General features: G+C 53.1%; 27 protein-coding genes and 1 other RNA gene. 13 read left to right on the top strand and 15 right to left on the bottom strand.

What is annotated here, in order from left to right:
* Positions 1–281: 281 nt before the first annotated feature.
* The 3 genes from IM284_RS09615 to smpB all read right to left on the bottom strand — a co-directional run bounded on the left by IM284_RS09615 (position 282) and on the right by smpB (position 2,613).
* Complete coding sequence (locus IM284_RS09615) at positions 282–1,511, bottom strand: integrase domain-containing protein (protein WP_193055795.1); 1,230 nt, start codon at positions 1,509–1,511, stop codon at positions 282–284.
* 166 nt (positions 1,512–1,677) lie between these two features.
* Positions 1,678–2,041, bottom strand: a transfer-messenger RNA (tmRNA) gene (ssrA, locus tag IM284_RS09610).
* 89 nt (positions 2,042–2,130) lie between these two features.
* A complete protein-coding gene (gene smpB / locus IM284_RS09605; RefSeq protein WP_008502505.1) occupies positions 2,131–2,613 on the bottom strand; it encodes an SsrA-binding protein SmpB in 483 nt (160 codons plus the stop codon).
* A gap of 156 nt (positions 2,614–2,769) precedes the next feature.
* Here smpB and IM284_RS09600 point away from each other — a divergent pair, with 156 nt between their 5' ends.
* Together IM284_RS09600 and IM284_RS09595 are read left to right on the top strand one after the other, a co-directional pair.
* Positions 2,770–3,207 (top strand): type II toxin-antitoxin system RatA family toxin, encoded by a 438-nt coding sequence (locus IM284_RS09600; protein WP_205626239.1) that lies wholly within the window; start codon positions 2,770–2,772, stop codon positions 3,205–3,207.
* Positions 3,197–3,484: an RnfH family protein gene (locus tag IM284_RS09595; RefSeq protein ID WP_047366684.1), complete on the top strand. Its 288-nt coding sequence runs from the start codon at positions 3,197–3,199 to the stop codon at positions 3,482–3,484. Before IM284_RS09600 ends, IM284_RS09595 begins: the two co-directional genes overlap by 11 nt.
* 103 nt (positions 3,485–3,587) lie before the next feature.
* Here the strand turns inward: IM284_RS09595 and bamE are convergent, their stop codons facing one another.
* From bamE to nadK, 3 genes are all read right to left on the bottom strand, one after another.
* The gene (bamE, locus tag IM284_RS09590; RefSeq protein WP_028014132.1) at positions 3,588–3,926 is read right to left on the bottom strand and encodes an outer membrane protein assembly factor BamE; all 339 of its coding nucleotides are present in this window, start codon (positions 3,924–3,926) and stop codon (positions 3,588–3,590) included.
* 138 nt (positions 3,927–4,064) lie between these two features.
* Complete coding sequence (gene recN, locus IM284_RS09585; RefSeq protein WP_047366683.1) at positions 4,065–5,726, bottom strand: DNA repair protein RecN; 1,662 nt, start codon at positions 5,724–5,726, stop codon at positions 4,065–4,067.
* An 85-nt stretch (positions 5,727–5,811) separates the two neighbouring features.
* Positions 5,812–6,690, bottom strand: coding sequence for an NAD(+) kinase (nadK, locus tag IM284_RS09580; protein WP_008502500.1), 879 nt, complete (start codon positions 6,688–6,690; stop codon positions 5,812–5,814).
* A 122-nt stretch (positions 6,691–6,812) separates the two neighbouring features.
* On the opposite strand from nadK, the gene grpE reads away from it, so the two are divergent.
* Entirely contained in the window at positions 6,813–7,406 is a 594-nt protein-coding gene (gene grpE, locus IM284_RS09575) for a nucleotide exchange factor GrpE (protein WP_032644906.1), read from the top strand.
* A gap of 51 nt (positions 7,407–7,457) precedes the next feature.
* Here grpE and IM284_RS09570 read toward each other — a convergent pair whose 3' ends face one another.
* Together IM284_RS09570 and IM284_RS09565 are read right to left on the bottom strand one after the other, a co-directional pair.
* Positions 7,458–8,744, bottom strand: coding sequence for an HlyC/CorC family transporter (locus tag IM284_RS09570; protein WP_032644905.1), 1,287 nt, complete (start codon positions 8,742–8,744; stop codon positions 7,458–7,460).
* 19 nt (positions 8,745–8,763) lie between these two features.
* Complete coding sequence (locus IM284_RS09565; RefSeq protein WP_032645009.1) at positions 8,764–9,555, bottom strand: inner membrane protein YpjD; 792 nt, start codon at positions 9,553–9,555, stop codon at positions 8,764–8,766.
* 166 nt (positions 9,556–9,721) lie between these two features.
* On the opposite strand from IM284_RS09565, the gene ffh reads away from it, so the two are divergent.
* The 7 genes from ffh to IM284_RS09530 all read left to right on the top strand — a co-directional run bounded on the left by ffh (position 9,722) and on the right by IM284_RS09530 (position 15,140).
* The gene (ffh, locus tag IM284_RS09560; RefSeq protein ID WP_003863132.1) at positions 9,722–11,083 is read left to right on the top strand and encodes a signal recognition particle protein; all 1,362 of its coding nucleotides are present in this window, start codon (positions 9,722–9,724) and stop codon (positions 11,081–11,083) included.
* Positions 11,084–11,199: 116 nt separating this feature from the next.
* The gene (rpsP, locus tag IM284_RS09555) at positions 11,200–11,448 is read left to right on the top strand and encodes a 30S ribosomal protein S16 (RefSeq protein WP_022649067.1); all 249 of its coding nucleotides are present in this window, start codon (positions 11,200–11,202) and stop codon (positions 11,446–11,448) included.
* Positions 11,449–11,463: 15 nt separating this feature from the next.
* Entirely contained in the window at positions 11,464–12,003 is a 540-nt protein-coding gene (rimM, locus tag IM284_RS09550; protein WP_028014127.1) for a ribosome maturation factor RimM, read from the top strand.
* A gap of 31 nt (positions 12,004–12,034) precedes the next feature.
* Positions 12,035–12,802, top strand: coding sequence for a tRNA (guanosine(37)-N1)-methyltransferase TrmD (trmD, locus tag IM284_RS09545; RefSeq protein WP_047366682.1), 768 nt, complete (start codon positions 12,035–12,037; stop codon positions 12,800–12,802).
* A 43-nt stretch (positions 12,803–12,845) separates the two neighbouring features.
* On the top strand, positions 12,846–13,193 hold the full coding sequence (gene rplS / locus IM284_RS09540; RefSeq protein WP_002914145.1) for a 50S ribosomal protein L19: 348 nt from the start codon (positions 12,846–12,848) through the stop codon (positions 13,191–13,193).
* Positions 13,194–13,325: 132 nt separating this feature from the next.
* A complete protein-coding gene (locus IM284_RS09535; protein ID WP_045260864.1) occupies positions 13,326–13,730 on the top strand; it encodes a DUF2946 domain-containing protein in 405 nt (134 codons plus the stop codon).
* Between the two features lie 39 nt (positions 13,731–13,769).
* Positions 13,770–15,140 carry a PepSY domain-containing protein gene (locus IM284_RS09530; RefSeq protein WP_047366681.1) on the top strand — a complete coding sequence of 457 codons (1,371 nt, stop codon included), beginning with the start codon at positions 13,770–13,772 and terminating at the stop codon, positions 15,138–15,140.
* Between the two features lie 2 nt (positions 15,141–15,142).
* On the opposite strand, the gene IM284_RS09525 is transcribed toward IM284_RS09530, so the two are convergent.
* From IM284_RS09525 to IM284_RS09510, 4 genes are all read right to left on the bottom strand, one after another.
* A complete protein-coding gene (locus IM284_RS09525; protein ID WP_028014123.1) occupies positions 15,143–15,628 on the bottom strand; it encodes an OmpA family protein in 486 nt (161 codons plus the stop codon).
* A gap of 12 nt (positions 15,629–15,640) precedes the next feature.
* Positions 15,641–16,861 carry a diguanylate cyclase DgcN gene (gene dgcN / locus IM284_RS09520; RefSeq protein WP_045260861.1) on the bottom strand — a complete coding sequence of 407 codons (1,221 nt, stop codon included), beginning with the start codon at positions 16,859–16,861 and terminating at the stop codon, positions 15,641–15,643.
* A complete protein-coding gene (locus IM284_RS09515; protein WP_370529584.1) occupies positions 16,854–17,315 on the bottom strand; it encodes a YfiR family protein in 462 nt (153 codons plus the stop codon). Before IM284_RS09515 ends, dgcN begins: the two co-directional genes overlap by 8 nt.
* Before the next feature lie 228 nt (positions 17,316–17,543).
* The gene (locus tag IM284_RS09510; protein WP_041908636.1) at positions 17,544–17,918 is read right to left on the bottom strand and encodes a DUF2799 domain-containing protein; all 375 of its coding nucleotides are present in this window, start codon (positions 17,916–17,918) and stop codon (positions 17,544–17,546) included.
* 213 nt (positions 17,919–18,131) lie between these two features.
* Here IM284_RS09510 and aroF point away from each other — a divergent pair, with 213 nt between their 5' ends.
* The 3 genes from aroF to IM284_RS09495 all read left to right on the top strand — a co-directional run bounded on the left by aroF (position 18,132) and on the right by IM284_RS09495 (position 20,925).
* Positions 18,132–19,202 (top strand): 3-deoxy-7-phosphoheptulonate synthase AroF, encoded by a 1,071-nt coding sequence (gene aroF / locus IM284_RS09505; protein WP_047366680.1) that lies wholly within the window; start codon positions 18,132–18,134, stop codon positions 19,200–19,202.
* A 10-nt stretch (positions 19,203–19,212) separates the two neighbouring features.
* Positions 19,213–20,334 (top strand): bifunctional chorismate mutase/prephenate dehydrogenase, encoded by a 1,122-nt coding sequence (tyrA, locus tag IM284_RS09500; protein ID WP_047366679.1) that lies wholly within the window; start codon positions 19,213–19,215, stop codon positions 20,332–20,334.
* A gap of 84 nt (positions 20,335–20,418) precedes the next feature.
* Positions 20,419–20,925: a hypothetical protein gene (locus IM284_RS09495; protein ID WP_226838655.1), complete on the top strand. Its 507-nt coding sequence runs from the start codon at positions 20,419–20,421 to the stop codon at positions 20,923–20,925.
* A gap of 48 nt (positions 20,926–20,973) precedes the next feature.
* On the opposite strand, the gene IM284_RS09490 is transcribed toward IM284_RS09495, so the two are convergent.
* From IM284_RS09490 to IM284_RS09480, 3 genes are all read right to left on the bottom strand, one after another.
* Positions 20,974–21,195 (bottom strand): DNA-binding transcriptional regulator, encoded by a 222-nt coding sequence (locus IM284_RS09490; RefSeq protein ID WP_032665565.1) that lies wholly within the window; start codon positions 21,193–21,195, stop codon positions 20,974–20,976.
* Positions 21,196–21,271: 76 nt separating this feature from the next.
* Positions 21,272–22,441: a phage late control D family protein gene (locus tag IM284_RS09485; RefSeq protein WP_193055794.1), complete on the bottom strand. Its 1,170-nt coding sequence runs from the start codon at positions 22,439–22,441 to the stop codon at positions 21,272–21,274.
* Positions 22,438–22,902 carry a phage tail protein gene (locus tag IM284_RS09480; RefSeq protein WP_193055793.1) on the bottom strand — a complete coding sequence of 155 codons (465 nt, stop codon included), beginning with the start codon at positions 22,900–22,902 and terminating at the stop codon, positions 22,438–22,440. The genes IM284_RS09485 and IM284_RS09480 overlap by 4 nt, the downstream gene beginning before the upstream one ends.
* Between the last annotated feature and the right edge of the window lie 3 nt (positions 22,903–22,905).

The following is a 22,905-nucleotide window of genomic DNA, read 5'->3' as shown; positions in this document are numbered from 1 at the left end:
ATGGGAAGGTGAATCCAAAAGAAATGTCATTGCAATAATATTGTTTTTCACGTGCTGCAGCTTCGGAGTTGCTGAGGAAGTATCGACATTTAATCGAATTTGATAATAAAGACCAATTGATTGAAATAAAAACTAAAGCTCTGGTTAAAGTTTTAGATAATAATGGTTTGGTCAAAAAGGAAATTGAGTGGCTTAATCTCTGATATTTAACACAACTTGAAGTGGTAAACTGTTATTTTACCACTTCGAAAAAAATAATGATGTTTAGAGCCTTGTAATACTTATGCGGCTAATGTTTTAAATTTTTGAGTAATGACGTAATCGCTCCACCACTGCATGAGAACCACTCGTTCCGCTAAGTATTCTGCACGATTATAGGCGGCAATTATTTCATCCTTCTTTGAGTGTGCGAGAGCCGCTTCCAGAACTTCTGTTCTGAATTTGCTACTCTCTTCAGCAGCCGTTCGTGCAATAGATCTCATTCCGTGAGCCACAAGCTCACCCCCAAAGCCCATGCGAATAATAGCGGCATTTGCTGTTTGTTCATGCATGTGATTGAGTGGAGCTTTGATACTGGGGAAAACCCACTCTCTGTGCCCACTGATGGCTTTCATTGAATCCAATACTCGCAAAGCTTCTTTACTTAATGGGACCTTATGCGGCTTCTTCATCTTCATAAAATCGGATGGTATGTTCCATATGCTACCTTCTATATCAATATCAGCCCATCTCGCACGAACAGCTTCACCAGGGCGAACCCATGTGAGAAGTTGCCACTCAATCAGTAGCCTTGTTTCTAAACGGATAGAAGCATTGTTTAAAGCAACCAGGAAGCGAGGGAGTTCGGAAGGGGGTAATGCTGGCATATTCTGTTTTTTTGGCTTGCTGAACCGTTGCCCCAGGTTGTCTGCCGGGTTGAATTCTATGAGTTCTTCTGTTGCTGCATAGCGGAAAATTTCATTCAGGCGGGATATGATGCGGCGAAGTGTTTCAAGGACACCTCGTTTTTCTATGGGTTCTAAATGCTGTTTAAGCATTTTAGGGCGAATCTCCTTAATGGGGATATCACCCAATGTGGGAAAGATATTTCTCTCCAGGCTTCGCCAGATGTCGTTAGCATGATCTTGGGAGATGCCTGACGTTTTGACTTTCTCATCAAGCCACTTCTTGGCTACTGCTTGAAATGTATGTTCCGTGGCATCTTTCAGTGCATTGGCTTTTTGGGTGTTATGAACTTGGGGGTCTATATCATTCGCAAGCAACGACAAGTATTCATCACGTAAAGCTCGTGCCTTCGCAAGTGTAAGGTGAGGATAGGTTCCTAAGCTCACCTTAGTTCGCTTTTTGGTCACAGGCACTGCATATCTGAAATACCAATTTTTCTTCCCTCCCTTCGCCAGGGGAGCGATTCGCAACAGCAAACCATCGCCGTCAAAAAGATTAACCTCTTTCTCGGCAGGTTTGGTGCTTTTGATTTCAGTGTCAGTGAGTTTCTTAGCGATTTTGGCCATGTTTGGGACCCTCGATTTTAGGACCCTTTTTTGTGGGTCCCATTCAGGGTGCCATAACTCGTAGTTCTCAGCAATTCTCGCTAGACTACAATAGACGTAAAAAAGCCCGCAGAGCTTGTGCTGTGCGGGCTTAGTAGACTTTACTGAACTTCAGTACATCAATATTTGGTGGAGCTGGCGGGAGTTGAACCCGCGTCCGAAATTTCTACATCCTCGGTACTACATGCTTAGTTTGTCTTTACATTCGCACGCCAGCTGCGGACAGACACGCCACTAACGAACTAGCCTGATTAGTTTTAACGCTTCAACCCCAGGCAGGGCTTCCACGCGATCTCTTTTGGGTTTGACCTCTCTTTGATCCCCGTCTTAAGAGCGGAAGCTAGGGAGAGAGGGCTCAGAGCAGGTTATTAAGCTGCTAAAGCGTAGTTTTCGTCGTTTGCGACTATTTTTTTGCGGCTTTTAACGAGGCAAACCGCCCCTCGGCATGCACCTTGGGTTTCGCAAATCCCGTCGAATCCAGAATCAGCCCCAATAGTGTTGAACTAAGTATACCAGATTTCACTTCCTGGATACCAGCCCGGAACGCTAACTTATTGAATAGTACAATAAGTGTGCAGAATCAACGTCCTGCGTTTTTCATGATGCGCGCTTTATCCAACTGCCACTCGCGTTCTTTCAGGTCAGTACGTTTGTCGTGCTGTTTTTTACCTTTCGCGACGCCAACCTTCACTTTGCACCAGGCATTTTTCCAGTACAGTGACAGGGCGACCACGGTGAAACCTTCACGGTTGATGCGTCCGTAGAGGGATTCCAGCTCACGCTTGTTCAGCAGCAGCTTACGGGTGCGCGTTGGGTCACATACGTAGTGCGACGAGGCGACGGTCAGCGGCGTAAAGTTCGCGCCGAACAGGAAGGCTTCGCCATCTTTAAGGATCACGTAGCTGTCGCCGATGTTGGCTTTCCCGGCGCGCAGCGATTTTACTTCCCAGCCCTGCAACGCAAGGCCAGCTTCGAATTCTTCTTCAATGAAATACTCGTGGCGAGCACGCTTGTTGAGCGCAATGGTCGCCGAGCCTGGTTTATGTGCTTTTTTCTTCGTCATAAGTGTCGTAAAGCCGTCGGTAATCTGATTTCAAAAAGTCACCTCATTGCGTCCTGTGAGGTCTAACGCGCTATCTTAGCACGAGATGAGGCTTAGCGTTTTTTTAACAGGTGATAAATGTTATTATTTGTCCGTTGTGTGACCATGGAAATTGCTATGCCTCAGATTAGCCGTACTGCGCTCGTTCCTTACAGCGCGGAACAAATGTATCAGTTAGTGAACGATGTTCAGTCTTATCCAGAGTTTATCCCGGGATGTACCGGGAGCCGCGTTCTGGAGTCTGGCCCGACGCAGATGACTGCGGCGGTGGATGTCTCCAAAGCGGGGATCAGCAAGACGTTCACCACCCGCAATACGCTGACAAACAATCAGAGTATTTTGATGCATCTGGTGGATGGTCCATTTAAATCCCTGATGGGTGGCTGGAAGTTTACGCCACTGAGCGCTGACGCCTGCCGCATTGAGTTCCATCTGGACTTTGAGTTCACCAATAAGCTAATTGAGCTGGCGTTTGGCCGCATCTTTAAAGAGCTGGCGTCAAATATGGTTCAGGCGTTTACCACCCGCGCCAAAGAGGTTTACAGTGTCGCATAAGATTGCTGTAGAGGTGGTCTACGCGCTGCCGGAGAAGCAGTACTTACAGCGCGTAATGCTGGAAGAGGGTGCCACCGTTGAGGCGGCTATTCGCGCGTCCGGCATCCTCGAGCTTCGCAGAGATATCGACCTGGCGAAGAATAAGGTCGGGATTTACAGCCGTCCGGTGAAGCTGGGCGATGTGCTGAGGGAGGGCGACCGGGTCGAGATTTATCGTCCGCTGATTGCCGATCCGAAAGAGCTGCGTCGTCAGCGTGCGGAGAAGGCGGGTAAGTAGCGCTTCTTCCCCTCACCCTGTTCCTCTCCCTAAAGCGGCGAGGGGATCAACACAAAACAAAAAAGGTGCTCAATGAGCACCTTTTTGCTTTTCTGACGCCTGATTATTTGGTCAGCGCAGGCTTGTTGTCGATGTTGGTCAACACACCGGCGCTGCTGAAGGTCAGCGTCAGGGTCTGCTGGGTCACGCTTTCGTGGCCAGGCTGCTGACGGAATACATAGAACCAGGTGTTAGTGCCGAACGGATCGGTCATCATCGGGGTTCCCAGTGCATAAGCGACCTGCTGTTGTGTCATCCCCACGCGGATTTTGGACACATCGTTAGGGGTAAGGTAGTTCCCCTGGTTGATGTCAGGACGGTAAACCACTTTCTCCAGAGTGGAACAGCCTGCGGTCAACATCAGAAGAACCGCTGCGGCAGCGGTCAGCATTTTACAACGCATAGTGATTTGATTCCTTTTCGGGCCCGAGCAGAACGCGGCTCATATGTAATATGCCGATGATAATAGACCTTGCCCCACTTTGAAACCGGTCTGGCGGCGTTTTTGTTGTTCTGTATGACCCTGAGATCCCGAAAAAGTTTATGCCGCCAGCAGTTCTTTAGCGTTCGCGAGCGTATTACGCGTGACTTCACTGCCGCCGAGCAGTCGTGCCAGCTCCTGCAGACGCGCGCGTTTATCCAGCGGCTTCATGTGCGTTTCGGTCATTTCGCCGTCGGTTTCTTTACTGACAATAAAGTGATGATGACCACATCCCGCGACCTGCGGCAGGTGGGTGACACACATCACCTGCGTTGACTCACCTAGCTGGCGCAGCAGTTTACCCACCACTGCCGCCGTTGGGCCGCTGATGCCGACATCCACTTCATCGAAAATCAGCGCCGGGGTTTCCATTTTACGTGCGGTAATCACCTGAATCGCCAGCGCAATACGCGACAGTTCACCACCGGATGCCACTTTGGAGATTGCCTGCAGCGGCTGCCCCGGGTTGGTGGTGACGCGGAACTCGATGCGATCCGCCCCTTCTGCCGTCAGGTGGTTCTCTTCAAAACGGACATCAATGGTGAATACACCGTGCGGCATCGCCAGCGTGTGCATGCTGTCGGTGATGTGCTGGCTTAGCTCCTGAGCGTAATGTTGACGGATCTCATGCAGTTTTTTCGCCGTGGTCAGCGCCTGCTGATGATGCAGGTTCACGGCCAGAGAGAGGGTTTCCTGCGAATCCGCCTGATCGTCAAGCTGCTGCTGTTCTTCGAGCAGAGACTGATAATAGCCTGGTAGTTCTTCCGGCGTGACATGGTGCTTGCGCGCCAGTGAAATCTGACGAGAAAGGCGCTGCTCCAGCTCGAACAGGCGGTTCGGGTCGAGGTCCAGCCGTTCACAATAATGACGCAGTTCGTCACTGGCTTCTGAGATTTGAATCGCGGCCTCTTCCAGCATATCCAGTACGCCAGAAAGTTTACTGTCCATGCCGGCCAGTTCGGTGATCAGTTGACGGACATTGTACAGCTGGCTCTGCAGGTTAACGTCTTCGCCATCTGCCAGCATGTTGAGGGCATTCTGGCTGGTTGAGAGCAGGTGGCCGCTGTTGGCGAGGCGCTTGTACTCTTCGTCAATTTGTTCAAACTCACCCGCCTGCGGGTTGAATTCGTTCAGCTCTTTAAGCTGGTACGCCAGCAGCTCCGCACGCGCGGCGCGCTCCTGGCTTTGCTGCTGGTGCTGGGCGAGCTCGCGGCAGCTCTGATGCCACTGGCGGTAGTGCTCCGCCATAAGCTGAGGAAGCGCGTACTCACCCGCATAGCCATCAAGCAGGGCTTTCTGCTGTTCTGGTTTGACGAGTTGCTGATGCGCGTGCTGACCGTGGATCTGGATAAGCAGCTGGCCGAGTTCGCGGAGCTGGGAGAGCGGGACCGCCGTGCCGTTGATAAAGCCACGGGAGCGCCCGTCGCTGCTGATCACGCGGCGTAGTAAACACTCACGTCCATCTTCGAGCTGATTTTGTTCCAGCCAGCGCAGGGCTGCAGGGGTATCTTTCAGGGAGAAACGTGCGCAAAGATCGGCACGGTTTGCGCCCATGCGCACCATGTCGCCTTCTGCACGGCCGCCAAGGCACAAGCCGAGGGCATCAATGGCAATGGATTTACCCGCACCGGTTTCGCCGGTGATCGCCGTCATGCCGCTGTGGAAATCGATCTCAAGCTCACGAACAATGGCAAAGTTGCTGATGGTCAGTTGTGCCAGCATAATTGTTTTCCTGTATGAAAAACCATAACTGTGTTTTAATACAGTATAAACTGGTTTTTTATACAGTAAAGTACTGGATGCAAAATCAGAACAATTTTTTTGACCAGCCAAGCTTCGAGCTTAATGTGTTGAAATAGCTGTAATCTTTCGGGTGAATCAAGTTCAGGTGGTAATCACACCGGCGAATAAGAACATCTTCACCTTCCTGGATTGGCAGCGCGATCTGGCTGTCGCAGCTGATCTCCAGGTCGTTACGGCGGTGCGAGAAGCGCAGACGTATCGTACTGTCGCCGTTAATCACCAGCGGGCGCGCGGAGAGCGTGTGCGGGAACATCGGCACTAGCGTAATAGCATCCAGAGAGGGCGTCAGGATCGGGCCGCCTGCAGAAAGCGAGTAGGCGGTTGAGCCGGTCGGGGTGGAGATAATCAACCCGTCAGAACGCTGGGAGAAGGCAAAGATTTCGTCGATATAAACTTCGAACTCAATCATGTGTGCCACTTTGCCGGGATGAAGCACCACCTCGTTAATCGCGGTGCTGATGCGCTTCTGGCAGTCCTGCTGGCACACCTGCGCTTCCAGTAAAAAGCGTTTTTCGCTGATATAATGACCTTCCAGCACGTCGGCCAGCTGTTGCTGCGCGTTGTCCGGATCGAGGTCGGTTAAAAAGCCGAGATTGCCGCGGTTGATACCGATGACCTTGATGTCATAACGCGCCAGCGTGCGTGCCGCGCCGAGCATGTTGCCATCGCCGCCCACCACCACGGCGAGATCGGCCTGTTGGCCAATTTCCGCCAGCGTGCCGGTTTTGACGCTCTTCAGCTGCAGTTCCTGCGCAATTTGCTGCTCGACCATCACTTCATAGCCTTTGCTACACAACCAGCGATACAACATTTCATGTGTCGTCAATGCGGTAGGGTGACGCGGATGCCCGACGATCCCAATACACCTGAAATGATTATTCATTTTCTGGAGGTCCTTGTGCCTGATGAATGATGACAATCTCTCTTGTTCCCTTGAATCCAGGAAACTGATCCCCATAATAAGCGAAGTTAGCGAGATGAATGCAGAAAAACGCGGAGAAATTCATGAGTAGTAAAGAACAGAAAACGCCTGAGGGGCAAGCCCCTGAAGAAATTATCACGGAACAGCACGATGAAGTTGAGGCTGTAGAGCCAGACGCATCTGCTGAGCAGGTGGACCCGCGCGATGAAAAAATTGCGAATCTGGAAGCCCAACTGGTAGAAGCACAGAATCGCGAACGCGACACCGTTCTGCGCATCAAGGCGGAAATGGAAAACCTGCGTCGTCGTACCGAGCAGGACGTTGAGAAGGCGCATAAATTTGCGCTGGAGAAATTCGTCAACGAACTGCTGCCGGTGATCGATAGCCTTGACCGCGCGCTGGAAGTGGCTGACAAAGCGAATCCGGACAACGCGGCGATGATCGAAGGTATCGAACTGACGCTGAAATCCATGCTCGACGTCGTGCGTAAGTTTGGCGTGGAAGTGATTGCGGATACCGATGTGCCGCTGGATCCAAACGTTCACCAGGCCATTGCGATGGTGGAATCTGAAGAGATTGAAGCCGGTAAAGTGCTGGGCGTGATGCAGAAAGGTTACACCCTGAACGGCCGTACCATTCGCGCTGCGATGGTGACCGTGGCGAAAGCGAAAGCGTAATTTGCTACCTGTAGTGCCGGGTGGCGGCATTCGCCTTACCCGGCCTACGTTTTATTCGGCAATACTTTCCCGAAGTGGCGTAACGGGCAGTACCTTCACCTGCTTAATCATATTGTCCTGCACGTCCAGGATATCAATATCGTACTGCTCAATGCGCACCCGCGTGCCCGCCGCCGGGATCTCTTCAAGCGCTTCCAGAATCATCCCGTTCATGGTACGAGCTTCATCTTCCGGCAAATGCCAGTTAAAGGCTTTGTTGAGTTCACGGATGTTCGCGCTACCGTCAATCAGCACCGAACCGTCGTTCTGCGGAGTCACTTCCTCCGCGAGGGAAGGCGACATTGAGGTGGTAAAGTCTCCGACAATCTCTTCCAGAATATCTTCGACCGTCACCAGGCCCTGAATATCGCCGTACTCGTTGACCACCAGGCCGACTTTTTTCTTGTTGCGCTGGAATTTAACCAGCTGCGTGCTGAGCGGCGTACCTTCCGGCACGTAGTAAATCTCGTCGGCGGCGCGCAGCATCACCTCTTTGGTGAACTCTTTTTTCTCGGTCATCAGACGGTAGGCTTCGCGCACGCGCAGCATGCTGATGGCGTCATCCAGCGAGTCGCGATAGAGCACGATGCGCCCATGCGGAGAGTGCGTCAGCTGGCGGACAATGGCTTTCCAGTCGTCGTTGATGTCGATACCGACGATTTCGTTGCGCGGCACCATGATGTCGTTCACGCTCACTTTTTCCAGATCCAGCACCGACAGGAGCATATCCTGATTGCGCCGGGAGATCTGCGAGCGGGATTCGTTCACGATGGTGCGCAGCTCTTCTTTGCTGAGCGCGCTGCTGATAGTGACGTCGGCTTTGATCCCGACCATCCGCATCAAAACGCGCGTGACCATGTTCAGCAGCCAGACCAGCGGCATCATCAGGATCTGCAGCGGTGCCAGCAGGAAGCTGCTCGGGTAGGCCACCTTTTCCGGGTAAAGCGCGGCGATGGTTTTTGGCAGTACTTCGGCAAACACCAGCACCACAAACGTCAGCACGCCGGTGGCAATCGCGACCCCGGCGTTGCCGTACAGGCGCATCCCAACGATGGTGCCGAGGGCTGAGGCCAGAATATTGACAAGGTTGTTGCCGATAAGCACCAGGCTTATCAGCCGATCCGGCTTGCGGAGCAGTTTTTCAACGCGGCGGGCGGCACGGTTACCCTGTTTAGCACGATGACGCAACCGGTAACGGTTTAAGGTCATCATGCCGGTTTCCGAGCCGGAGAAATAGGCGGAGATGACCACCATGACGATCAGGATAACGATCAGCGTGGTGGTAGAGATGTGTTCCAGGGGGAACTCCTTTTATAACTTAGCCAGCAAATTGCTGTATGAAGCGGCTGCCAAAATAGGCAAGGGTGAGAATGCCCGCACCCGCGACGTTGAACCAGACGACGCGACGACCGCGCCAGCCTTCATGATAATGGCCCCACAACAGGACAATATAGACAAACCACGCGATGATGGAGAGCACTGCTTTATCGATATTCTCCACGCTGAACAGGTTCTTCATGTAAAACAGGCCGGTGCAGAGCGTGAGCGTCAGCAGCACCACGCCTATCTGGGTGATGTGGAACATCTTACGCTCAATGACCATCAGCGGCGGCATTTCATGGTTGAACGCCAGCTTTTTGTTTTTCAACTGGTAATCAATCCAGGCGAGCTGCATGGCGTAAAGCGCGGCGATGATCAGCGTCGCATAGGCGAACAGTGACAGGCCGATGTGCACCAGCATCCCCGGCGTCGCCTCCAGATGCGTAATGAATTCATTAGGCATAAAAGTGGCTAAAGCCAGATTGATCAGCGCGAAGGTATAGACAATCGGCAGCAGCAGCCAGCCGCGATTTTTAGACGCGACGATGGTCATTACCGTACAGATCATCAGGCTGACCAGCGAGCCGACGTTGAGGACGCTCAGGTTTTGCACGCTGCCGTCGCCGGGAATAATGCGTGATTCCAGCGCAAACGCGTGGCTTATCAGTGCGATGACCGCCGAAAGAATAGCCATGCGCCTCCAGCCGCTGTTTTTTTGCAGCAGTCCGGGAATGATCAGCGCGAGGCTGACAGAGTAGGCAACAAGGGCGATCAGTGCGAAAACAGGCATATAGGCATCGACAGTTGTCTTAATAAGAAAGAGAAGCAGTATAACGTTACGTGACGCCTGCTCCAACCGTTGCATAACAACAAAGGCGCCTTCATGTTATACTCCGGCAAAATTCTGTGTATGTGTCGCTCAATGCGGCCCAACGTTTCTACTCAGGCGAGAGACAATGTTTGATAATTTAACCGATCGTTTGTCGCGCACGCTGCGCAACATCAGCGGCCGCGGACGCCTTACTGAAGAGAACATCAAGGAAACGCTGCGCGAAGTGCGCATGGCGCTGCTGGAAGCAGACGTGGCGTTGCCGGTTGTTCGTGATTTTATCAACCGCGTAAAAGAGAAGGCGGTTGGTCATGAAGTTAACAAGAGCCTGACCCCGGGTCAGGAGTTCGTCAAAATCGTTCGTAACGAACTGGTTTCGGCGATGGGCGAAGAGAACCAGGTGCTTAACCTGGCGGCTCAGCCGCCGGCCGTGGTGCTGATGGCGGGCCTGCAGGGTGCGGGTAAAACCACCAGCGTCGGTAAGCTGGGTAAATTCCTGCGCGAAAAGCACAAGAAGAAAGTGCTGGTGGTCTCTGCGGACGTCTATCGCCCGGCGGCGATCAAGCAGCTGGAAACGCTGGCCGAGCAGGTCGGCGTGGACTTCTTCCCGTCCGACGTTGCCCAGAAGCCTGTCGACATCGTTAACGCCGCGCTGAAAGAAGCGAAGCTGAAATTCTACGACGTGCTGCTGGTGGATACCGCCGGTCGTCTGCACGTTGACGAAGCGATGATGGACGAAATCAAGCAGGTGCACGCTTCTATCAACCCGGTAGAGACCCTGTTTGTCGTTGACGCCATGACCGGTCAGGATGCGGCAAATACCGCGAAAGCGTTTAACGAAGCGCTGCCGTTAACCGGCGTGGTGCTGACCAAAGTCGACGGCGACGCCCGCGGCGGTGCGGCGCTTTCTATTCGTCATATCACCGGTAAGCCGATCAAGTTCCTCGGCGTGGGCGAGAAAACCGAAGCGCTGGAGCCGTTCCACCCGGACCGTATCGCCTCCCGTATCCTCGGCATGGGCGACGTGCTGTCGCTGATCGAAGATATCGAGAGCAAGGTCGACCGCGCGCAGGCTGAAAAGCTCGCCAGCAAGCTGAAAAAAGGCGACGGTTTCGATCTGACCGACTTCCTTGAGCAGTTGCGTCAGATGAAAAACATGGGCGGCATGGCAAGCCTGATGGGCAAACTGCCGGGCATGGGCCAGATCCCTGACAACGTTAAATCCCAGATGGATGACAAAGTGCTGGTGCGTATGGAGGCGATCATTAACTCCATGACGCTGAAAGAACGAGCCAAGCCAGAAATCATCAAAGGTTCCCGTAAGCGCCGTATCGCTGCCGGTTGCGGCATGCAGGTGCAGGACGTTAACCGCCTTTTGAAACAGTTCGACGACATGCAGCGCATGATGAAGAAAATGAAGAAAGGCGGCATGGCGAAGATGATGCGCGGCATGAAAGGCATGATGCCTCCCGGTTTTCCAGGGCGTTAATCGCTTTTGAGATTGCTTTTTGCCCGAAAATGAGTAAAATTTTCGGGCTTTTAATATGACACCCGGGCTCCGTTCCTCGATGGGGCCCGGTTGTTTTATTCACACAAGAGGATGTTATGGTAACTATTCGTTTAGCACGTCACGGCGCTAAAAAGCGTCCGTTCTACCAGGTTGTTGTGACTGACAGCCGTAATGCACGCAACGGTCGCTTCATCGAGCGCGTTGGTTTCTTCAACCCACTGGCCTCTGGCGCAGAAGAAGAAACCCGTCTGGATCTGGATCGTATCGCTCACTGGGTTGGCCAGGGCGCTACTGTTTCCGATCGCGTTGCTACGCTGATCAAAGCAGCAAACAAAGCAGCTTAATCTGTCACGGTGGTCATGATGAGCAATAAAGCACCTGTTGAACCGATCGTATTGGGAAAAATGGGTTCTTGCTACGGTATCCGTGGTTGGCTCAGAGTGTTTTCCTCCACTGAAGACGCTGATAGCATTTTTGATTACCAGCCCTGGTTCATCCAGAAAGCCGGTAAGTGGGAAGAGGTCGAGCTGGAAAGCTGGCGTCACCACAATCAGGACATCATCATCAAGCTGAAAGGCATTGACGATCGTGATGCCGCGAATGCGCTGACTAATTGTGAAATTGTCGTGGATTCGTCGCAGTTGCCACAGCTGGAAGAGGGCGACTACTACTGGAAAGACCTTATGGGCTGCCAGGTAGTCACCACTGAAGGTTACAGCCTGGGGAAAGTCATCGATATGATGGAAACCGGGTCAAATGACGTTCTCGTCATTAAGGCAAACCTGAAAGATGCATTTGGCATCAAGGAGCGGCTGGTCCCGTTCCTCGATGGACAGGTTATCAAGAAAGTCGATCTCGCTACTCAAACCATTGAAGTAGATTGGGATCCTGGTTTTTAAATTCTCCGGATAAACGGTAAAAGACGGCGCTATGTGGATTGGCATAATTAGCCTGTTTCCTGAAATGTTCCGCGCGATTACCGATTACGGGGTAACTGGCCGGGCAGTAAAGAATGGCCTGCTGAGCATCCAGAGCTGGAGTCCTCGTGACTTTACTCATGACCGGCACCGTACCGTGGACGATCGTCCTTACGGCGGCGGACCGGGGATGCTAATGATGGTGCAACCCTTACGGGACGCCATTCACACAGCAAAAGCCGCGGCAGGTGAAGGCGCAAAGGTGATATATCTGTCACCTCAGGGACGCAAGCTTGATCAAGCGGGCGTGAGCGAACTGGCGACGAATCAAAAGCTGATTCTGGTCTGTGGGCGCTACGAAGGGATAGATGAGCGCGTAATTCAAACCGAGATTGACGAAGAATGGTCTATCGGCGATTACGTTCTCAGCGGTGGTGAGTTACCGGCAATGACGCTGATTGACTCCGTCGCCCGGTTTATTCCGGGGGTACTGGGCCATGAAGCTTCGGCAACGGAAGATTCCTTTGCCGATGGATTGCTGGACTGTCCACACTATACTCGTCCTGAAGTGTTAGAAGGGATGGAAGTACCGGCAGTGTTACTGTCTGGAAACCATGCCGAGATACGTCGCTGGCGTTTGAAGCAGTCGCTGGGCCGAACCTGGCTTAGAAGACCTGAACTTCTGGAAAACCTGGCTCTGACTGAAGAGCAAGCAAAGTTGCTGGCCGAGTTCAAAACTGAACACGCGCAACAGCAGCATGAACATGATGGGAAGGCGTAATACGCTCCCGAATATCAGTTTACCCAGGATAAGAGATTAAATTATGAGCAATATTATTAAGCAACTTGAACAAGAGCAGATGAAGCAGGACGTACCTTCCTTCCGTCCAGGTGACACCGTGGAAGTGAAAGTATGGGTTGTTGAAGGTTCCAAAAAACGTCTGCAGGCATTCGAGGGCGTGGTTATCGCTATTCGTAACCGCGGTCTGCACTCTGCATTCACTGTTCGTAAAATTTCCAACGGCGAAGGCGTTGAGCGTGTCTTCCAGACTCACTCTCCGGTAGTTGACAGCATTGCTGTTAAACGTCGTGGTGCTGTACGTAAAGCTAAACTGTACTACCTGCGTGAGCGTACTGGTAAGTCTGCTCGTATTAAAGAGCGTCTGAACTAAGATTCGCTTAAGCGACATCCTGTTAGAAAGGGCTGGCCGAAAGGCTGGCCCTTTTTTTATCCCATCGCACCTCTCGCATTAACCCTTTCGTCATAAATCATTTACAATGCTTGCCTCTTGAATGGAGGGGACGTGGATAACGTACTGCATCAGCCTAACCGGAAACGCGCAGCGGCATTGACCGCGCTGTTTGCGATCCTGCTGATCGTGGTGGCACCCCTTATCTCCGTCTCCTTGCAGAAAGACCCCATGAGCGCCATGCCGGGCATGCATCATGACATGAGCATGATGTCGATGGACGAGCATCACGGCGATATGCCGCACACGATGCCTGTCGACCATGCGGAGGCGTGCGGCTACTGCGTGCTGTTAGCCCACGTGCCGGGCGTGATGCTCGCGCTGATTGTGCTGCTCAGTATCGTGCTGCAGAGGCTTCGCGTTAAGCCGCCACGTCAGGCGGTCAGCCACTGGCACTTTTTCCCCTGGCTTTACCCTGATACCCGCGCGCCGCCGCGGCAGTCTGCTTTTTCCCTTTAAAAACTCAATCGATAACTTTTTGCCTTAAAAAGGAAAAGTATGACTACCTGCACTCCGCGCGCGGCATGGGGAAACCTGCTGCGTCGCCTCCATTTCTACGTCGGGCTATTTGTCGGCCCGTTTATCTTCTTCGCCGCGCTGACCGGTACGCTGTACGTGGCGACCCCGCAGCTCGAGAATGCGCTCTACCGGCACGCGCTCCATACGGATTCCGGGGGCGAGCCGAAGCCGCTGGCGGAACAAATCGCCACGGCGGAAAAGGTCGTTGGCTCAGATTTGCGTTTGCACGCCGTTCGCCCGGGGCTGGTTGAAGGTGAAACCACCCGCGTGATGTTTGCTGACCCGACGCTGGGGCCTTCGGAAAACCGGGCGATCTTTATCGATCCGGTAAGCCTGGCGGTGCGGGGGGATATGACGGTGTACGGCACCAGCGGGATTTTACCGCTGCGTCAGACCATTGATTATCTGCATACCTCTCTGATGCTGGGCGATATCGGGCGGCTCTATAGCGAACTGGCCGCTTCCTGGATGTGGGTGGCCGCACTGGGAGGGATTGCCCTGTGGTTTTATACCCGACCAAAACGCCGGATTAACAATCGCTTCCAGAACCGCCGTCGGGTGCATGTGACGCTCGGCTGGATATTACTGGGGGGCATGCTGCTCTTCTCTGCAACCGGCCTGACCTGGTCCCAGTGGGCGGGGGGGAATGTTGATAAGCTGCGCGCTGAGTTGAACTGGCTAACCCCGCAGGTGAATACGATGCTATCCGGCGTGCCGGAGAGCGTGGATGAGCACGCCGAACACCGTGGCCATCACGGCGGAATGATGATGCCGGAAATGGCGATGGATCTGACGCGGTTTGACGGTGTGTTAAGCGCGGCGCGTAAAGCGGGGATTGATGCCAACAGGCTGGAGATCCGCCCGGCGAAAACAATGGATCGCGCATGGACAGTAACGGAAATCGACCGCAGCTGGCCGACTCAGGTGGACGCCGTTGCGGTTGATCCCGGTACGATGCAGATCCTCGACAGAACCCGATTCGAGGACTTCCCGCTCATGGCAAAACTGACCCGCTGGGGCGTGGATTTCCATATGGGGATCTTATTCGGGCTGGTGAATCAGCTGCTGCTCGTTGCTTTCGGCCTTGCCCTGTGCGTGCTTATCATCTGGGGATACCGGATGTGGTGGATGCGTCGTCCGGCACAGTCGGCAATGAGTCCGGTGCAGACGCTTACTCAGAGCTGGCTGGCGCTGTCAGGGTGGGGAAGAGGTGTTACTGTGGTCATCAGCGCACTGCTGGGGCTGGCTTTGCCGGTGATGGGCGTGAGTCTGGCGCTGTTTGTTCTGATTGACTGGCTGCGCTGGCGAGCGGCAACAGGCGTGTCGCTCACCGAATCATCCGCTAAATAATCCTATGGCGCGCTGATCACCACTGACACCCGGCGGTTTTCAGCGCGCCCTTGTGCAGTGCTGTTGCTCGCAATCGGATATTTTTGGCCTAATCCCCGGGTGGTGAGATTGCTGCGCGGGATATTCGCGCCTTTCGCCCAGGCGTCGGCCACGGCATTGGCGCGTTTTAACGACAGGGCTTCGTTGTAGCTTGCTTCACCGTAATTATCCGTATGACCGTCCATTCGCGCGTGATTCAGGCCAGTTTTCGCCAGACGAGAGGCCATGGACTGGATCTGTGTTTCACTTTCCGGACGCAGTCTGGCGTCATTCTTATCAAAGAGGATGGTGTCCGACATACCAAGCGACCAGTCGCCGTTCAGTTCGTTAAAACCGTATGACTTCATCGCCGCGATTTGCTCAGGAGTAAATTTGCCCTGGGGCGGCGACTGACAGCCTGCCAGAACCAGTGAGGCCATAACTAACGGCGCGAAGTAACGTTTTAACATAGTGTATCCTTTCTAACTTATTGTTTTCGTACGCTGGTTTTTAACCTGGTACATGTTGCGGTCAGCCCTCTCCAGTAATGCTTCCACGGAAGCATTTTCCCACGCCAGAGCAAAGCCAATGCTGAGTGACATCGATGCTTTTTGTCCGTTATGCAGATCAAACGGACGGATAAACTGCTGCGCTAGCGCAGCACAAATGTGTTGAACCTCTGGTTCAGAATGCACCCCGTACAGCACCATGGCAAATTCGTCACCGCCAAGGCGGTAGGACTGGTGGCGTTTATCGCCAAATTCCACCATCCTGCTGGCGACTTCAATCAGCACGCAGTCTCCTGCCGCGTGTCCCCAGGTGTCGTTAATAAACTTAAAATTATCACCGTCGAGAAAGAGCAGGGCCGAGTTTGTTTTTGCCGAGGGGTCATTCATTAATGCCGCAATACTGTTACGAAACGCAGCGCGGTTAGCAAGACCGGTGAGCGGGTCGTGCATGGCGGTACGAAGCAGCTGAGCGTTTTTCGCCTGTAGCTTAAGCTGCCACTCCTCCATCTCGTCCAGCAGGCTGTTAAAGTCTTCTCCAAACTGATGGAATTCTTCAATGCGCCCATCTTTCACCCGACGGGAAAAGTTGCGATTGGTGCGGACGTCATGCACAACGTCGGTGATATTTTGCAGCGCCGTGACCATGCCGCGGTGCAGAGACTGGGTAATGGTGAGCGCGACGACGGTTGCAAAAAGAATACAGCCGGTGAGGACGGCAAACGACATCCAGATGAAATGGCTGATAAGGCTGTCACGCGCGGTAAGACGTATTTCACCTATCTTCGCGCCGTTGTGCAGGATGGGCTGCGCAACCGGAACGGGGAAAAGCCAGCGGCTGACCAGCGCCCCCAGCGTGTCGTTATTATCCTTCGGGTTCCAGGACCAGTAGGCAAAGCGCTTTTTATGCCCGTTGATGACTTCTGCTACGGCAAACTGCCCCTGCTTACCCAGCGCAGCGAGCGTTTCGTTGGCCGCCAGTGAATCGTTGAAAACCAGAGAGGCTTCAAGGCTGTGGCTCATTGTGGCGCCGGTTAATTCGAGATTTTTTTGCGCGTATTGTTTTAATGTTACGACCGAGGCAAAACAGAGCAATAGCCATATTAACGTCATTGTGATGATGACGCTTATCATGCTGTTTCGCCTCAGCGTTCTTTTAAAGGTCGGACGCTGCGTCGAGATGAAATCTTTATCCATGCTGCTTATTCCGTGCAAGCATCAATACATCCGGGTTAACCCTGACGCCACTGCGTGTCAACGCATCCAGATTGACGGAAAATCGCACCTGGCCACGATCGATTATCAGGCAAAAGGCGCTGCCAATAACACATTCCGGATTTTGCTCTGAGATTAATAGCAATGCTCTGCCCTGATATTGACTTATTAATTCAAGTTGTTTCGCAGGTGGTTCAGTCCCGAAATAAACAGCATCGCATGTCGCGGCCAGGGCTTCCCGATCGTTACGTACAATAACGGGGGTATAAGGTAACTCGTTATGCCCCTGGTCTTCGCTGAGCGCGTGCGTATAGTGAGAAGTGGCATAGATGCAGAGTTTAGGCTGACCGGAAAGCGACGGCCATCGCGTATAGCTCACTATGCCTGAGACAATAGAACGTACCGATTTATCTGTCTCCGAGAGCGCGCCTGCCATCGCCGGGCCCACCATAAGGAACAGCATTAGCACCAGAGTGAGTCGGAACAAAGAGTTCAAGTATAAATTTCTCACCAGAATCCGCCGTACCGCTCCGGAAATAGATGTCCTTAAGAGTTGCGGGCAGAATACCATTGTTTATCAGAACCGTCATTATGTCAGAAATAGCCCATGGCTGACCTAAGCTAAATCCTACAGTTGTTTATTTTCTAAAGAATAAAAGCAGACTTAATTAAGCCTGCTGGAACGCATACTTTCATCCATACCTTTTTGCCATGACGCATGTAGTTTCGCTGCATTTTCAACAGTATCACAACTGGCTGGATAAGATTTGCCCGCTAATCCCCATGCATGAATAAAGCCTTCTTCACACACTTTTTTCTGACCATCAGCATAGCCGCGAAGATATTCATTACGATCGACGTGGGGGTCGTTAAAACTATCGGCCAGGGTCTGGTTATCTTTAACCGGCAGGCCATTTATGGCGTCTTCTTTACCCGCGCTGAACCAGTCCGGGCTCGTCCAGTTGGGCTGGAAAGTGTAAGGATTAATCTGGCAGCCCGATAAAAACAGCGATAGCAGGACGAAAGCAATCGATCGCATAACCCTTCTCCTTTTTCTTCAGCATAGCCTGGCGGAAGAAATTTAGTCTGTAATTTAAAGTTTACGATTTTAGCGGCTGATTTTTGCCTTTATTGTGCCAATGTAAACTAATGTGTACGTATTTTGGATTGAAATGTTTACTTTTTATGGTATCGTGGTTTCACCTCACTGAGGAAAACAACTATCGCAAACGAGCTTTACAGGATCGCTATCATGCAAAAAGACGCGCTGAACAACGTACATATCACTGACGAACAGGTTTTGATTACCCCGGATCAACTGAAAGCGGAGTTTCCGCTGAGCGCCGCGCAGGAGGCTCAGATCGAGCACTCTCGCCAGACCATTTCTGACATTATCGCCGGCCGCGATCCGCGCCTGCTGGTGGTTTGTGGTCCTTGCTCTATTCACGATCCTGAAACCGCCATTGAGTATGCGCGTCGATTTAAAGCATTAGCGGAGGAGGTCAGCGATAGCCTCTATCTGGTGATGCGCGTCTATTTTGAGAAGCCACGTACCACCGTCGGCTGGAAAGGGTTGATCAACGATCCGCACATGGATGGCTCTTTTGATGTGGAAGCAGGCCTGAAGATTGCGCGTCGCCTGCTGGTGGAACTGGTCAGCATGGGGCTGCCGCTGGCAACCGAAGCGCTGGATCCAAACAGCCCGCAATACCTGGGCGATCTGTTTAGCTGGTCCGCAATTGGTGCGCGTACGACTGAATCGCAAACCCACCGTGAGATGGCGTCTGGCCTGTCGATGCCGGTTGGCTTCAAAAATGGTACCGATGGCAGCCTGGCGACGGCGATCAACGCCATGCGCGCCGCCGCCATGCCGCACCGCTTTGTTGGGATCAACCAGGCGGGCCAGGTGTGCCTGCTGCAAACGCAGGGCAACCCGGACGGTCATGTGATCCTGCGCGGCGGTAAAGCGCCAAACTACAGCCCGGCGGACGTGGCGCAGTGTGAAAAAGAGATGGAACAGGCGGGACTGCGTCCGGCACTGATGGTAGATTGCAGTCATGGTAATTCGAATAAAGATTACCGTCGCCAGCCAGCGGTTGCGGAATCCGTGGTCGCACAGATCAAAGACGGAAACCGTTCGATTATCGGCCTGATGATTGAGAGCAACATTCATGAAGGTAATCAGTCATCAGAACAGCCGCGCAGCGCGATGAAGCACGGCGTCTCCGTGACGGATGCCTGCATCAGCTGGGAAACCACCCATGCGCTGCTGCGTGAGATCCATAAAGATTTAAGCGGCCAGCTGGCGACGCGTCTGGCTTAAGAGGGTAGTTATGGTTGCTGAATTGACCGCACTGCGCGATCAAATTGATGAAGTGGATAAGGCGCTGCTGGACCTGCTGGCGCGCCGTATGGCGCTTGTTGCCGAAGTCGGTGAGGTGAAAAGCAAATACGGCCTGCCGATTTACGTCCCGGAGCGCGAAGCCTCAATGCTGGCCTCCCGTCGTAAAGAGGCGCAGGCGCTGGGCGTTTCGCCGGATTTGATTGAAGATGTTCTGCGTCGCGTGATGCGGGAATCCTATTCCAGCGAAAACGACAAGGGCTTTAAAACCCTCTGTCCGTCCCTGCGTCCGGTGGTGATTGTTGGCGGAGCAGGGCAGATGGGGCGTCTGTTCGAGAAAATGCTGACGCTTTCTGGCTATCAGGTGCGCATTCTGGAAAAAGATGATTGGGCACAAGCACCGGAACTGATGAAAGATGCCGGAATGGTTATCGTCAGCGTGCCGATCCACGTGACGGAGCAGATCATCGAAAAGCTGCCTCCTTTACCGAAAGACTGCATCCTGGTGGATCTGGCCTCCGTTAAAAACGGTCCTCTGCAGGCGATGCTGGCTGCGCATACGGGCCCGGTGCTCGGGCTGCACCCGATGTTTGGCCCGGACAGTGGCAGCCTGGCAAAGCAGGTGGTGGTTTACTGCGACGGCCGTCAGCCGGAAGCCTATCAATGGTTCCTGGAACAGATTCAGGTCTGGGGCGCGAGGCTGCACCGCATCAGCGCGGTCGAGCACGATCAGAACATGGCGTTCATTCAGGCGCTGCGCCACTTTGCGACCTTTGCCTACGGCCTGCATCTGGCGGAAGAGAACGTGCAGCTTGAACAGCTGCTGGCGCTCTCTTCACCCATCTATCGTCTTGAGCTGGCGATGGTCGGGCGTCTGTTTGCGCAGGATCCCCAGCTTTACGCCGACATCATCATGTCGTCTGAAAATAACCTGGCGCTGATCAAGCGCTACTATCAACGCTTTGGCGAAGCCATTACGCTGCTGGAGCACGGAGACAAGCAGGCGTTTATCGATAGCTTCCGCAAAGTGGAGCACTGGTTCGGCGATTACGCCACGCGTTTCCAGAGTGAAAGCCGCACGCTGTTGCGCCAGGCAAATGACAGTCGCCAGTAATCCAATGATGTATATACTGAAAGCCAGCAATGCTGTTTTAATTTTAGATGCAAAATACTGAAACAAAAGGATTTGTTTCTAACGATGTCCACACGTCGTCCACACATCGAAAAAAGCCCTGCCTTGTGCGGGGCTTTACTTTTTGTTTCATACGGTGCCAGAATAAGACTCAAACATATGTTTAATAAGGAAATTACATTGAAATTCTATAAAGCAGCAGCTTTTTTAACTCTTGCCCTAACGTCCTACACCGCACAGGCAAATGATATCTCTGTAATGAAAAAATCTCTCAAGCCGTGGCAGCCGATTGAAGTTTCGAAAAGTGGCGACATACTTACGGTGGTACTAAACGAGAATCGGATCACCCCTGACGTTTACGATGCTGTCATCAGCTCGGGTGCTTGCATGGATATTTGGACCAAAGACGTCCCAGCAAAATATCTTAAATCGACAAAGGAGCTGCATATCCTCAACAAGCATAAAGCTCAGGGATATGTTTTGGAGCAGCCGCTAAACACTTGTAATGAAATGGGAAAAGAGCAACCCGAAAGAGCAAAAGTGATTATGCTTTCTCATACACACCTTTTCTGAACAGCACCCATATGAAAAAAACCCCGCATATGCGGGGCTTTCTTTTGGTCACTGCCAGTGCATTTGCTGCTGGCCTGATGATGTCGGATGCGGTGCCGCTGGTACTACTACTCCCGGCGATACAATAAAGCGCTCGACCGTTTCGGTGGTCACAAACGTCGCGCTGCAGTTGATATTAGTGCACTGGTGATACCGCTCCTTTGTCGTGTCAGTAAAATAGCGACTTGTGCGGGCGTGAGCGGCGAAATGGCATTTTGGACAGTGAAACATGTCGAGCACCTCATTTAATTTCTGATGCGTTAATTTTACTCATTTTATCCTTATAAAACAAACAGTTAAAAACATATCACTGCGTTAATTCTTCGCTTTCGTACTCCACGTCCGCAACCTTAACCTCAAGCTCTAAGCCCGTCGTGTAGCCGCTCCCGTTAAGGTTATGCACCACCCGGCTGATTATCCACACCTGCTCGTCTATAACGCGCTTAAACCCTTTCACCGCGACTGGCGTTTCAGGAAATAAATCTGCCCGACCAATCGCCAGCGTGATTGAAAACTCCGCGACGCCACGCTGCAGCTTGTCCCACTTCGCCTGAGCGGCGCGCATGGCCTGCGCCTTTGTCGCGTAGATGGTCGTCAGCTCCAGCACGTTGTCAGCCTCACCGGCCATATACTCACCCTCGCGCGCTTCCTGCTCTTTTTTGGCTTTGGCCTTTGCCGGGGCTTTGGTCGCTTTCGGGTGCTGAAGCGCGCGGAGGTGCTTCTCTTTGGGCTTTCTCTTGAGCTTAACCTTTTGCTTTTGCGGCTTCGGGTCTTTAGTGTGCAGCCATTTTGCCGTCACGCCTGTGTAGGCTTCCCGGTCAGCAATGGCAAACTGATGACGATCGCCGTCGCCGCGCTCAAGCGTCATCTGCGGAATAGGCTTACCGCTGGCCGTCTTACCGCTCCCCGCTTTCAGGAATAACAGTTTCCCCGCTTTTACCGAAACCGCCGCCCCGTTCCGGTCAGCCAGACGGGAAAGAAACACCGCGTCGGATTCCTGCGACTGGTCAATGTGAGGCACGGCGATTGCTTTTAGCGTGTCGGCCACGCTGGCCGTCAGCTTATTGCGTGCTGCAATAGTCTCCACAATTTGCCCGAGCGTGGTGTCATGCCATGACTGCTCCCGGCGCGAGTTCAGCGACCCGCGAAAATCAGCGCTGCGCCCCCTGATGGTTAGCGTATCAGGCGCGCCCCTGTGCTCGATTTCATCGACCGTGAATGTTCCTTTTTTTATCAGCGCGGCACCCTGCCAGCCTAACCACAGGGTCAACGTTGCGCCGCGCGGTGGCATTGCTATCTGGCCGTCGGTGTCATCGAGCTCGATATCGAGCTGGTCGGCCTCAAATCCGCGATTGTCGGTCATGGTCAGGCTGATAAGGCGGTCACTAAAATCCTGCGTGATATCGTCGTTATCCAGCTTGAGCATAAACGCCGGGGCTATCTTCGCCCCGGCCTGAATATTCATACCCGTAATCATCCCGCCAGCCCTCCCAGCCAGTCACTGGCAGAAGTGACCAGATTGTCGGCCTGCGTTTTCAGGTCGCCATAAATGGCCGCCAGCGATTTATCGACCCGCTTAAGGGAAAGGCTAAACTCGATTTTTCTCGCCGCGCCGTCGCTGAATAGCTCGGTGTGCGTGTGCGTCACTTTGTCGATGACATACATTCCGTGGATCATGCCCGTTCCGTCAATCAGCGGCCACGCGCGCCCCTCGTCTGCCATCAGCTCGATGGCGGTCAGTGACATCCGCCCGCCGGTAATTTCGGGATAGAGCACGCCCGACAGCGTACGCGTGGTTTCCCCTTCCCCGAGATACTGGTATGCCGGTGGCTTGCCGATACGGTCGTTTGACGCCCAGCGGTAATCTTTCGAATACTGCATAGACTGATAGGGCAGCGTGCGGCGCTCAAACACAAACAAACCTAAAACCATTAACATGCT

It is taken from the genome of Enterobacter cloacae complex sp. P12RS, assembly GCF_014895875.1.
Taxonomy (GTDB): Bacteria; Pseudomonadota; Gammaproteobacteria; order Enterobacterales; family Enterobacteriaceae; genus Enterobacter; species Enterobacter bugandensis.
This window is presented reverse-complemented; position numbering and strand designations above follow the sequence as displayed.